Origin of the sequence: Sphingomonas phyllosphaerae, from assembly GCA_036946405.1 — a bacterium.
Taxonomy (GTDB): domain Bacteria; phylum Pseudomonadota; class Alphaproteobacteria; order Sphingomonadales; family Sphingomonadaceae; genus Sphingomonas; species Sphingomonas phyllosphaerae_D.
On sequence record JAQIJC010000001.1, the window covers coordinates 3,542,714 to 3,555,740 of the forward strand.

Consider the following 13,027-nt stretch of genomic DNA (forward strand, 5'->3'; position numbering starts at 1 on the left):
TATCAATCCAGGTTTGCCCCTGTTGCCGACGCCAAATTCATGCTGGGTCAATTATCTTAAGCCGACAAAGCTTAGATCGGAGTGAATTGACCCACAAAGCGACATTCCGCCTTGCTGAGGACCTTCCCGGAAGCGGCCGCTTGTTCAGCCGTTTTCGACTTAAGCTCTCACGTCACCACCACCGAGAGATGCAGTCGCGCGACAGGTCGAGGATGAAGTAAGGGTTAAGCTGAGACGGATAACGCGCAGGCAGGCCAATCATGGGGTGCCTGCCTTCCCACAATTTCCGCCGTCTCACTGTTCAAATCTCTGATACTCAGCTCTAAAAGCGGAAGCCAAGGGATAGCATCACGTTACGAGGCGCGGCCATGAAGCAGTCGCCACGTGCGAGGCACGAGGCGAACGCCTTTTCATCAAACAAGTTGGTGGCATTCAACGCCAATCGCCATTTGTCCCAGGCAATCTCCGCCAAAGCATCGACCGTTGTGCGCGACGGCGTGACGATCGTGTAAAGCGTTCCGGCGGGTATAGCGGCGTTGAGGCCATAGGGATCCAGCGGACCCGTTGACTTGCTCTCGCCGCTGTACACCACGCCCGCGCCCAGGCGAAGTTGCGCATCACCCGCGATGCCGAACGTCTTGGTGGACCAGACCGAAGCCGTGTGGCGAGGCATGTAGTCGAGCGCAGTATTCACCTCGGATTTCAACTCGGCATAACCATAATTGAGCAGCAGCTCGAAATTGCCGGGTAGCGTATGGCTCGCCTCAAATTCGATGCCACGTGTCGTCAGCTCGCCCGATTGGGTGATGGCGTTGTTGGCGAGATAGAGGACGCGGTTGCGTTCCTTGATGTGGAAGCCGGTAACCGTCACCAGGGTGGAAGGCAGCGGCTGCCACTTCATCCCGGCCTCGTACTGCGTGCCCGTCTGCGGGGTGAAGGGTGCGCCCTGGACCCCGCCGGGACCGCTCAACCGGCCCGCGATCGGCAGGAAGCTCTCGGTGTAGCTGAAAAATGGGGAGAACCCCGCGCCGAGCTCGCCGATGACGCCGGCGCGGAAGGTCGTGGCATTGTCCTCCTGCCCTGCAGAGTTGGTGACATGATCGCGGCGTGCGCCGACGACCACGGACACGCGATCGAACAGCCGGATCTGATCCTGCACGTAGACGCCGAGCTGCTTTTGAGCGTCGTAGGCGAAGGAACCGGCGGGATCATAGGTACGCAGCGCATCGTAACCGATGTTATAAAGATCGACGATCTCCAGGATCGCCGATGTGTCCGCCGCCCGCTTGCCGACCTTGTTCCAGCTGTAGTCGATCCCCACAAGCAGTGTATGCTTGATCGCCGCGCCGGTGTCGAACGTCAGTTGGACGTTGTTGTCGGTCGAGAAGACGTTCATGCGAGCATCACTGGCGTCGGCGTAAAGCCGTATCGAGCGACCGTCATTGCCGTAGAACGAGAACGGGTCGGTCGGCTTGGTATAGCTGTCCGCGTAGTGCGTGAAATATTCCAGGTCGCTGTCGATGTAGCGGGCCTTCAGGCTGACGCGCACCGCGTCGGAGAAGTGGTGGACGATCGACCCGCCGCCCTGCAGCGAACGACCGGCATAGCGATCCCACCCCGCCTTGCCGACGAACGTGTACGGGTCGAGGCGCGCGCCGGGGTTGGCGGGGTTAGGGCGAAAGGTGCCGACGATCGGCAGGAACTGCGAGGTCGAGCCGGTGTCGTCCTCCTGATACAGGCCGGTCAGCACGAAGTCGGTGCTCATCGACGGCTGCCACCGGATCGACGGCGCGAACATCACGCGATCGTCGGGGACGTGATCGACATAGGTGTCGGCATCGCGAACGCGGCCGACGGCGCGGATCGCCAGCCGATCAGTCACCGCCAGGTTGACGTCGCCCAGCACTTCCTTTCGATCGTAGCTGCCGTAGACCAGGTTCAGCTCACCGCCGGTCCGGAACTCCGGCAACTTCGAGACGAGATTCACGAGCCCGCCGATCGAACCCTGGCCGTACAGCACCGACGCCGGCCCCCGAACGATCTCCACCCGGGAGAAGTTGTATGGGTCTGACGTGATGCTGGCGTAATAGGAAAAGATGTCGCGCATGCCGTCGCGGAACTGCAGGGCCTGGATCCCGCGCACGTTGAAGCTGTCCACCCGCGTGTCGCGGCCATAGGGGTTGGCGAGGACACCGGCGGCGTATTTGACCGTGTCGCTGATGTTGATCGCGCCCTGCGAAAGGTAGCGGTCGGCCGGGACGACGGTAAGCGGCTGCGGCAGCTCGATCAGCGGCGTCTCGGTCTTGGTGCCGGCGGTAGCACCCGTCACGACGATGTCCTCGCCGTCTTCTTGTGGAGTCGACTGCGCCCACGCCGACTGGCTGAGCAGCGCGCCTGCAAGGCCCGCCACCACGATCAACTTCGCCATTGCCCCAAGCCTTCTTCGTTCGTCTACCCTGATTTCAGCGCTCCTACACTTTTGCGAAGAAGTATCAATAGCATTTTCCTTGTGCTTGGCGTTTGGTTTTTTATTCAGTGTCGATGCCAACAGCGACGCACACGGCCCTGCCGCGACCCTCCAACCGCTTGATGCGCATCCTGCTTGCGGGGCCGGGAGCGATCGTGGTGACGCTGGCCTTGCTGGCCGGCATGCCGCTGTGGCTGCCGGGTGGGGCGGCCGGCATCGACAACCTCGCTTTTCCGCTGGTGCTGGCGCCGCTGATCTGATCGATGCTGTTCTTCCGAGCCTGTCTGGATCGCAGCATCGCGCGTGTGGCGGCCGTTGCCGCGGCGCTGCTGGTCCAGTTTCGTCTACCCAGCGCAACGGCGATGTCCATGGTGCCCGGTTTCGTGCTGGAAGCGGGACGGACCATCTCCTCTGCCGAAACGGCGATGTGCTCGGCAGCGACGGTCGCTCCTCCTATCGGCGACAATTCTGGCAGCGGCGTTTCAGTCGCCAACACCGGGACCGCGCTGTACGAGATGAACTGCATCGGCTCAGCCAGACTGACGGCTTTCCGGTGCGCCGACCGTCAATTGTAGACCAGACTGGCAGCGATGCCGAAGCGCCGTGCTACCTCACGCACGGTGACCCCTGGCTTGAAGCTGGCAGCTACGACCGCCGCCTTCTCATCGTCGTTGTAGATGCGACGGCGTTCCGTCCGGGTAATGATCTCCATCCGGGCCATCTCCTGATCTCCTTCTGGACTCCAGAAGTAGACCCCAGCAGCAGCGGACATCACCGCTCATGCCGTTCCCCGCAACACGGGTCAGGCCGAACGCGTACGCTTGTGTCATCAACCATGCGCTTGCGACACACCGGACCACGCAGGAGCATCGTTCCAGACGCTCTACGATAGGGCACGCGAAACGATCTTGGAACGTGTCGGCACGTTCAGCTACCTGCGACGGTGCCGTTTTGGCTCCCGCACGATCATCTGTGAGAATGTTAGTAGACATGTTAAGGCAAGCGGAGGCAATAAGTATGCGAGCGGCATTCTGATCGCCAAGGCAGCTGCCTGAAAGTAAATAGGACGATGCGACGCTAATGATCGATCAGTCTAAGGACGAGCCTGAGCGGCTGTACATGCATGTCGCACGGCGTCTTCAACAGTCGATTAAATTGGGGCATTATCCCGTAAATAGCCGACTGCCGTCCGAACGTGAGATCGCAGAAACGTTCGGAGTCAGCCGGCCGACAGTTCGTGAGGCAACGATCGTCCTCGAGCTGCGCGGTCTTGTTGAGATGCGGCATAAAGCGGGGGCCCGCGTGATCGCCACCGAGGCCGAAGCTGAATCCTCGTACTTGACTGATAACGCCGGCCCTTTTGAAGTCACCGAGGCGCGTCGCCTGTTTGAAGGTGAAGCTGCGGCTCTGGCAGCCGCCACGATTGATCAAAAGGAACTGGCCGAACTGGAAAGCCTGTTGTCGCAAATTGCAGACAGCGACTTGGATCAAACCATCCGGGAACGTGCAGACCGGGCTTTTCATTTAACGCTGGCTGCCTCGACGCGTAACGAAGCCATCTTGAGCGTCGTTCGGACGCTTTGGGACAAACGATATAGTTCCCCGCTGTGCAGCTACCTCTTTTCGCTCGCCCGACAGCTCGGAATCCAGCCCCCGGTGGAGGATCATCGACGTATTCTCGATGCCTTACGTGCACGGGACGGCGCCGGTGCCCGCCAGGCGATGCAAGATCACCTGAAACGTGTCACAGAAAGCCTCTATCTGGCGACCGAGCACGACGCACGGGAGCGCACGCGGCTGAAGATGGACGAACGCCGCCATGTTTTCGCGCGGCGCGCTGGCGTGTCCGAATCCGCCGGATAGCTGAAGCACCGCGCCGACAACCTCTTCGATCGTGAAGGTAAGCGAGCGCATCCATCACAATTGACCGCATCCGGGTGATCGTACTGCCGGCCTGCACGCTCCTCAACCGGGCGGTGTCTAGTCTAATGGGTCATCCGATCAGCGATAACGATAAAGTCGAACCCGGTACGCCTTGTTTTCAGCGGCATCCTTCGCGAACAGGCGCAGCGATTGCCCTTGTCCAGTCTCGTCCCCGTTCAATCGCCGCCCGGTGACCGACTGATTGTTGCGGAAGAACTGTTCGTCGATGCTTTCCACCCCGACGATCGGAGCACCGGGCCGATCGGTGGTGAAGCTGAGTTGTGCGTCACCGCTGCCGATCACAAGAAACTCGTCAGTACTGTTCTGCAGGAACATGGCAGCGATGCGGCTGCTTTGGTCCACATCGCCCTTCGCGCCGCTGGCACGCACCATGTTGACGATATAGTCACCGATCCGCCCGCGCCCTGCGCGCTGCGCTCCGCCCTCCATCAACACGGTCGTCAGTGCTCCCTGTGCCTGCTTCTCAAGGATTAGCGGCGCGATCGAAGCGAGTTGACCGTAGAGCGCCGTCATCGCCGGATCGCCTTCGCCCGCGGCGCTCAGGCCAATACTTGCGTCGCCCTGAAGCACGACCCCCTCGCCATCGATCCCGAAGGGCGAGAAGCCGATCGCAGCAAGCGAACCGAAACTATAGAGGGCGTTTGCGGCGCCAACGGCCCCGCCGCGCGCCTCCGGCACGAACAGCGGATTGTCGGCGCGGGCATATTGCGACGCCCAATTGGAATAGTCCTCGAAGTAAATGTCCGGCGCCAGGAAGTCGAGCGACGGTGCCCCAGCCTTGTAGATGTCGATCGCGAAGGGCAACGGACCGCCAGAATTGTACTGACCGGGCTCGTAATTTGGCCGGATCAACGCGGCATTGGTGAACATCGGCAGCGCATATTCCGCTTTTCCCGCCGCCGTCACCTTTTCGATGAAGGTGGCATACGCCCAGGACATGAACAACGGGTCCGTCATGCCCGCCTCGCCAAACACCTCGCGCCACGTTCCAGCGGTGCGGGCACCGGCGTTCTCCCACGCGGTGCGCAGCGTTGGGTGCAACGTGGTGCGATGCGCGGCGAGGTAGCGCACGATCGCTTCCGGTACAGGCGCGGCGAGCGCGGCCTCGGCCGCAGCCGAATGGTCGCGGGATTCCGGAATCACGCCAACCTCATTCTCGACCTGCACCATCAACACGGTGTGCTGCGTCCCGTCGACATCGCGAAGGTGGCGCATCAGTTTAGCAAAGGCTCGCGCATCGGCGTCACGCGTGATCGTCGAGAAGGGTGACAGCCGCTCGGTACCGCGGCCGTCGCTGGTTTGCGCGCGGGTGAAGCGCGCCTGATCGCGCTTCACCCATCCCGGCACGTAGCTCGAATAGGTGTTCTTCCACGCCCCGAACCAGAGAAGCACGAGGCGCAAATTCTGGGCACGCGCCCCCTTCAGCAAGCCATCGACATTGCTGAAATCGAACTGGCCTTCTCGTGGCTCGATCGTCTCCCAGGCGACGGGCGCAAGCACGGTATTGAGGTTCATCGCCTTCATACGCGGCCAGATTGGCGCCATGTAAGCGAGATCGCTGCTGCTCGAATTATGCAGTTCGCCGCCCAGCACGAGGAAGGGCTTTCCGTCTACGATCAGCTGCGTCGCCTTCCCGCGCCGTTCGAGGTGCGGCGTGCCCGCGGACTGCGCGTGTACCGCCGTGCCTACCAGAAAGGCGAGCACGGTGAGGATCATTCGGACGGCGGACAACAGGCTGAACATCGCAGCTCCCCAAGCAAGTCGCGTTTTCGGAAAAGCGCCGGCCTCAGTCGAGAGGCCGACGTCCCGCATCCGATCAGAAGCTGGCGCGCAGGCCGAAGAGCACCTGCCGCCCCGGATAATAGACGCTGTACGCCGCATTATCGTAGCCGAAGGTGGTGCGGATCGGCGCGTTGGTGATGTTCAGCACGTCCAGCGTCAGCCGCATCGCCTTGTTCAGGAACGGCAATTGATAGCCGGCCGATAGGTCGAGTTGCCCGCGCGCATCAGCCAGCAGGCCGAGCGGCAAATTGTTCTGCGGGGCGTTGGCGGCGATCACCGCGCCTTGCCACACGTAGTTCAGGCTGAGCGACAAGCCGTAATTCTCGTAATAGCCCTGAACGTTATAGCCCCACTTGGGCACGCCGGGTGCGACGAGGCCGCTGTCCGAATCCTGGGTGATATGGGTGCCATTCGCCTGAAAGCCGAGCCCCTTGAACAGGAAGTCGAGCGGCTGGTTCCACGTCCCCTCGACGCCCTGAATTATGAGATTGTTGAGGTTGACCGGGCGGTTGACGGTAATCGCGACCTGCGCGGGAGAAACACCGGCCGCCGCGGCGCGGTCGAGCAGCGCCTGCCGCTGCGTCGATTGCAGCGCGTCTAGCGGGATGTTGAGGTCGCCGAACGGGCTCTGCTGCTGGATCGTCGCGGTGAAGCCCTTGATGTTCTTGCGGAAGAACGAGACACCCACATAGCCAGCACCGCCGGTGTAGAACTCGCCGCCGACGTCGATGTTGTCCGAGGTGTATGGTTCGAGCGCCGGGTTGCCCGCACTTGCGATCTGCGCGCTGGGATCCGAGAAGGTCACACCCGGCAGCACGAGATTGGCGTCAGGACGCGTCATCGACTTCGACACGGCGAAGCGCAGCTTGAGGTTGTCGAAGACATCGTAGGCGAAGTTGGCCGAAGGCAGCACCTGCACGTAGTTGGAGCGCGCCGTGATGTCGACGATCGCGGTGCCGATCTGGCTCGGCCCGACCACCTTCTGACGGGTGTAGGTGTAGCGCACGCCGGCGTTGGCGTGGAGTTCGCGCCCAAAGATCTCGGATACGCCGTTCATCTCGGCATAGCCGCCCCAGACGGTCTCGTAGATGTCGCCGGTCGCGCCGCCGGTCACCGAACCACGCGCCTCGGGCGCATTGTCGCGGAAAGATGCATAGTTGGTGGCACGCTTCAAAGCGTCGAAATCGGGCATGATGAAGCTGGTGACGCCGAACTTGCCGTCCGACAGATGCCCGAAATTCGTGACCGGCGTGCGCATCAGATATTGGGACAGCGCGCTGGTCGGCACGGTTCCGGTGTTGCCGGTGCACGGGCTGCCGCACACCGACAATTGATAGGCGTTGGTATTGTCGAAGGCGCGGATGCTGCGCTGCGCCTCGTCATAGGCGGCACCCGCCTTCAAGTTCAGCTGATCGTCGCCGACGTACACGTCCAGGTGCGCGCCCTTGGTCTCGGTCTCCCGGCGGATATTCTGGACGTTGACGCGATACCATTGCCAGCCAAGGTTCGGGTCGCCGAGGTCGCGGTTGGCGGAAATGATCGGCTGCGGGCTGCCGGTCGTGTTGTCGTAAGTGACCTCTACACCGGAGTTGGGAGCGGTCTGGAACGCGAACGTCGGCTGCTCGCGGAAGAAGTTGCTCTTGCCCCAATTGGCCGACAGGTCGACCTTGACGCGCTCGGTCGGGCGCCACGACACGCTGGGCGTGACGTTCCAGAATTCGGTGCGCTGGTTGAACAGGCTGTTCTCCGAGAAGAACGACGAATTGGCGAAAACACCAGAGGTGATGACATTGTTCTGATCGACGGTGACGTCGAACGGCACCATGCCGCCGGTGGATTGCGGCGACGTTCCCGGACCGGAATTGCGGACCTGCCAGTTCATGTTCGACCGCACGTAATCGCGGTTCGACTTGGCGTAGATGCCGTCGAGCGCGAAGTGGAACGTGTCCGACGGGCGCCATTCCATCGACGCGATCGCCGAGATGCGAGAACGCGTTCCCTCGGTCAGCGTTGGCCGCCCCAGCCGCGGCAGGATCGCCTTGGACAGCTCCGACAGCGTCAGCCCCGAGGTGGCAGCGAGATCGACCGGCGCGCCGGTCACCAGCCCGCGCCCGACATTGGCCGGGGTCGTACTGGCGAAGCTGAAGCCGTTGCTCTCCGGCGGCGAGACGTTGCATCCGGTGCCGCACGCCAGGTTCGCGTCGGTGAAGCCGACCGTGTCGTAGCCATCGATGCGCGTTTTCTGCCGCACGCCCGCCACCCCGACGAGGATGCCGAATGTGTCGCCGAACGTGTGACTGGCGACCAGCGCGCCGCGCGGCCCGACCTTGTCGTTGCTATCGGTATAGGCGCCCTGCGCGACGACCGTAACGTGCGTGCCCGGCTTGTCGAACGGTCGCGCATTACGCAGGTTGACGGTGCCGGCAATCCCGCCCTCCAGCGTCGAGGCGGTCGCGGATTTCGCGACGTCGAGCCGCGTGAACAGCTCTGAGGGGAAGAAATCGAGGTCGACCTGACGGTTGTCACCCTGCCCGCCGTTGGTGCCACCATCAGATGCGACCGCGAACTGCGTGCCGTTGAGCAACACCTTGGAGAAGCTGGGTCCGAGCCCGCGGATCGACACCTGAGTGCCCTCGCCGCTGATGTCACGGTTCAGCCGTACGCCGGGAATGCGGTTCAGCGTCTCGGCGAGGTTGGTGGCCGGCAGCTTGCCAATGTCCTCAGCGAAGATCGAGTCGCCAAATCCGACCGAATTGCGCTTGGCGTTGGTCGCGCTCTGCAATGAGGCGCGGATACCGGTGACGACGATGTCATCGCCTGGCTGGCCGGCATTGGTCGCCTGCTCGATGCTCTGCACCGAACTCTGCGGCACCTGCGCATCCGGGTTGACGGCGGTGTCGACCTGTGTCGCCGGTGAAGGCTGCTGACCTCCCAGTCCTGAAATGACATTCTGCGCCTGTGCATCAGCGGCAATGAGGGCAGTCGCCGCAACAGCAGCGCGCAGAGAACGACGAACGATGCGATGACTAACGAGCACGATGCCTCTCCTCAACATTATGATGCCTGCTTCGTATCGGCAAACCACCTGCGCCGTTAGCGCTATCACTGTTTTGTAAGGCAGGAAGGGCGATTGGTCAACATCCCCCTTACAGAGTGGCCAGACAACCCATAATTCTTTTGTCAGCCTTACGCTTACGGCAACCGCAAACGATTGCAGTTCCAAAATTTTTCAAATAGCACAGCAAAGAGATCGGCGCTGACATACCAACTTAAAGAACTAGGCGGGCTGGCTTGTGATTTTCACCTGCGCAATCAGAGACCATCAGCTCTTATGAAGTTAAAAGTCTGTGAGATACAAAAATCTCACTTTGAGCTTATATTGAGATAGAGCTTACATCGGTCCGTTAATGCATGGTCGCCTTGTAAAGCTTTATACAAGCCGGGGTACTAATCGCCCGAGGAGGCAGATCACAAAATTGGCGGACTAACCTTTGCTGCTAAAGATTGCGCTCGGGATCAGGTTGTCGCTAGTGGATGGCGCTGCGCGAAACGTTCTATCCGACTACGTCAGCGCGCAGCAGGCTCATGGGCCCATTGTATCTGAGTCGACTATGTTGCTGGCCGTTTTTGCCAGCGAATCTGCCCCCTTGCGATTAGACCAGGTCGCGGTCATTTAGGTGCCCTGAATCTTATCTCGAAAGCGGACGCTCGTTCACCATCATCATACAGCAGACATTTCTTTAGCTTTTTCCGGATCTTACCTGCCTTGTAAGCCCAGCTAAGAAAACAACTTTTAAAGGTGTCAACTAAAGCGCCATGATGCCTTACAAGTCGTAGAGGGCAGGCTTTCCTGCCCTTTACTACTATCATTTCATCCTTTTAGTAGGTCAACCGAGCCGTCACACTGATCCGGCGATCGTTGAGAACTGCCGACTGAGGCCGGCTTGCGACACCGTAATACGTCCGGTTCTCCGAGTTACTGAGGTTGGTGCCATCTACCGTTAACGCGAAGTGCGGCGCGACGGTATAGGTGATCGACGCGTCAAGTTGCCCTCGCGCATCGTTGAAGATCGGCAGGTTGCCAGACCCGTTACCACGCGTCGTCACGACATATTTCGATCGCCAGTTATACGCGACGCGCGCCGATAGCGGCCCCTTGTCGTAGATTCCTACGAGGTTGTAGCTGTACTTCGACAGCTGCTCCAATGGCACGGAAAGACTTGCGCCGGAGGTGTCCTGTGCGTCCGGCGACGGAGCCTTACTGTCGACATAAGTGAAGTTGGCCTGCGCTCCGAAGCCCGAGAGCCAGCCCGGCAAGAAGTCGAAGAAGGTGTTGCCCCCGACCTCGAACCCCTTAATCCGGCCATCGTCGCCATTGACGGGACGGCTTACCTGATAGGTCACAGTCTCGTTGCCGAAGGTGTAGCTTTCGTCGAAGACACCGTTGGTGATGAAGCCGTCAACCTTCTTGTAGAACGCTGCGGCGTACAGCGAGCCAGTGCGCGAGAAATAGTATTCGAGGCTGGCGTCGAGCTGGTCTGCGGTAAGCGGGCGCAGGTTGGCGTTGCCCGACGAAGCGGTCGGAATGCCGTTGGTGGGGACATTCTGGTTGATCGTGATGTTCTGATTAAGCTGATCGAAGCTAGGACGCGTCAGCGCCTTGGACGCCGCGAGCCGCAGTTGCAGCGGCTCGGTTAGGTGAAATGTCAGGTTCAGGCTTGGCAGCACCTTGGTATAAGAGGAGTCGACCGCTACAGGCACGAAGGTGACCGGACCGTTGCCGAAGATCGGCAGACCTGTGGTGGTATCGACGCCGGTCTGTACTCGGGGAGACTCACCGCGGAAGCCGGCAGAACTGGTCTGCGTTCGGATGATGCGCACGCCTAGGTTGCCGTCGAACGGCAGCGCGAAGTCGGTGGTGCCGAACCGCACAAGACCGTAAGCAGTGTAGGTTGTCTCGCCTTGTACATTGCGGTCGTTAGGACCGTAGCCGACGCCGTCCAACAACGACTGACGCTGTGAGGGATCGACGTAATCGGCAAGTACAGCACGTGTACGATCGTAATTGAGCGTGATCCCCCGGTTGAAGAAGATCGCACCGTCTGGAACGCCTTGAAAGCCACGATACAGGTTGCCGCGGAACGGCCGGAGTTCCAGCAAGTCGGCGGCAAGCGGCCGGTTCAGGCCGTAATAGGCATAGGTCGAGCTGTCGGTCGTCGCCGAGCGATCGGTATAGCGCAAGCCAACCGCTACAGACTTCAGGAAGCTACCGTCGAACTTGTATTCGCCATCAAGACGCGCGCTGTACTGGTCGCCAACCGAGCGGTCGATGTGGTCGAGGTACCCCGCGCCGCTTCCGTAGTTTGCTGGATCGGTGACCAGTCCATTGCCGTTGCCGGCATTGCCGTCGGGTGTGATGAAGAAGGTCGGCGGACCATCTTCGGCGACCGAATGGTAGAGCCGCTCCGCGCTTGACGCCAGGATCACGATCGAGCGCTGGCCGTCGGTAGTGCCCTTGATGTACTGCGCGTCGGCGGTGATCGTGGCCCTGTCTGACGGGCGCCACTTCAAGTTTAGCGAATAGTCGCTGGTGACGGAGCGGCGGCTTTCGAGGCTCGTATTGGCGTTGATCGGCACGTTGACGAACGTGCCGCTGCGGAAATTGCCTTCCGCGTCATAGGTGAACGGCTGCGTGTAGTCCGGGATGATCGGATTGAGGCCGGTATAGGCAAAGAAGCTGTAATCACCATATCGGAACTTGTAGTCCGAGCGGATGTACTCGGCGGTCACTTCGACCGTGTCGGTCGGACGCCACTGCACCGCTGCATCTACGCCCAGGCGACGACGATCACCCAAATACTGGCCGATCCCGACACCGTGGGCCAGATAAGTTGGCGTGCCAAGCCGGTTCAGCCCGGTCGCAACTTGCCGATCGGACGCGTTGACCGGCGTGCCGTCGGCATTCAGCCCATCTTGCAGCAGGAACATCGGCTGGCTGGAGATCTGGTCCTGCCGGAATGCGGTTTGTTGATATGCCACATCGACCATCACGCCGATCTCGCCGATTCCAGTGTTCCAGCGATCGGACACCAGCAGGTTCGCCTGTGGCTTAGTGGTATCGTACAGGTCGTAAAAATTGCTACTGCCGCTCGCCGACAGGCGGAAGCCGTCAAAGTCAAATGGCTTGCGGGTGCGCAGGTTGATCAATCCGCCGATCCCGCCTTCGATCAGGTTCGCCGACGGGTTCTTGTACACGTCGATGCCGGCCAGCAGTTCGGAGGGGACGTCCTCCAGGCTCAGTGTGCGGCCGTTGTTGGCCGTGAAAATGTCGCGGCCGTTGACCTCGGTACGGACCTGGCTCAACCCGCGGATCGCCACCGAACTGCCTTCGCCAAAGCTGCGCTGGATCTGCACACCGGTGATGCGTTGCAATGCTTCCGCGACGTTGCGGTCGGGCAATTTGCCGATGTCCTCGGCCACAATGGAGTCGACGATCTGGTCGGCATTACGCTTGATTGCCTGGGCGCTCGACAGACTTGCCCTCGTGCCTGTGACAACAATCTCGTCACCTCCGGCATCAGACACCTCGCCCCCGCTACCCTGATCGCCGCTCGGCGAGACGGAGCCGCTTTGCGAAGCACCAGCCGGGAAAGTCTGCGCCCATACCGGAGCGCCGGAGCCCAACAGCAACGCGGCAGTCGACGCGCCTGCAAACCGCCGACGCAGCAAGATGGTGTTGACCATATCAATTTCCCTCCTCGAACGACCCTGTCTCGAGCCCTGCCGAGGGTTGTGAAATATAAAAAAGGTTTTTACCAGCATAATTTGATAGCG

General features: G+C 60.9%; 8 protein-coding genes. 3 read left to right on the forward strand and 5 right to left on the reverse strand.

The features are described 5' to 3' along the window. Nucleotides 1–322: 322 nt before the first annotated feature. Nucleotides 323–2,428 carry a TonB-dependent receptor gene (locus PGN12_16435; GenBank protein ID MEH3105474.1) on the reverse strand — a complete coding sequence of 702 codons (2,106 nt, stop codon included), beginning with the start codon at nucleotides 2,426–2,428 and terminating at the stop codon, nucleotides 323–325. 161 nt (nucleotides 2,429–2,589) lie between these two features. On the opposite strand from PGN12_16435, the gene PGN12_16440 reads away from it, so the two are divergent. Both PGN12_16440 and PGN12_16445 read left to right on the forward strand, forming a co-directional pair. Beyond that, a complete protein-coding gene (locus tag PGN12_16440) occupies nucleotides 2,590–2,727 on the forward strand; it encodes a hypothetical protein (protein MEH3105475.1) in 138 nt (45 codons plus the stop codon). A gap of 3 nt (nucleotides 2,728–2,730) precedes the next feature. Beyond that, nucleotides 2,731–3,042 (forward strand): hypothetical protein, encoded by a 312-nt coding sequence (locus PGN12_16445; GenBank protein ID MEH3105476.1) that lies wholly within the window; start codon nucleotides 2,731–2,733, stop codon nucleotides 3,040–3,042. Here the strand turns inward: PGN12_16445 and PGN12_16450 are convergent. Next, on the reverse strand, nucleotides 3,033–3,188 hold the full coding sequence (locus tag PGN12_16450; protein ID MEH3105477.1) for a transposase: 156 nt from the start codon (nucleotides 3,186–3,188) through the stop codon (nucleotides 3,033–3,035). The two genes, PGN12_16445 and PGN12_16450, sit on opposite strands and share 10 nt — an antisense overlap. A 359-nt stretch (nucleotides 3,189–3,547) precedes the next feature. On the opposite strand from PGN12_16450, the gene PGN12_16455 reads away from it, so the two are divergent. Beyond that, a complete protein-coding gene (locus PGN12_16455; protein ID MEH3105478.1) occupies nucleotides 3,548–4,330 on the forward strand; it encodes a FadR/GntR family transcriptional regulator in 783 nt (260 codons plus the stop codon). Nucleotides 4,331–4,468: 138 nt separating this feature from the next. On the opposite strand, the gene PGN12_16460 is transcribed toward PGN12_16455, so the two are convergent. From PGN12_16460 to PGN12_16470, 3 genes are all read right to left on the reverse strand, one after another. Further along, nucleotides 4,469–6,154, reverse strand: a complete 1,686-nt coding sequence (locus PGN12_16460; GenBank protein ID MEH3105479.1) for a DUF5597 domain-containing protein — start codon at nucleotides 6,152–6,154, stop codon at nucleotides 4,469–4,471. Between the two features lie 73 nt (nucleotides 6,155–6,227). Continuing rightward, complete coding sequence (locus PGN12_16465; protein ID MEH3105480.1) at nucleotides 6,228–9,065, reverse strand: TonB-dependent receptor; 2,838 nt, start codon at nucleotides 9,063–9,065, stop codon at nucleotides 6,228–6,230. Nucleotides 9,066–10,072: 1,007 nt separating this feature from the next. Then, the gene (locus PGN12_16470; protein ID MEH3105481.1) at nucleotides 10,073–12,937 is read right to left on the reverse strand and encodes a TonB-dependent receptor; all 2,865 of its coding nucleotides are present in this window, start codon (nucleotides 12,935–12,937) and stop codon (nucleotides 10,073–10,075) included. Nucleotides 12,938–13,027: the final 90 nt, after the last annotated feature.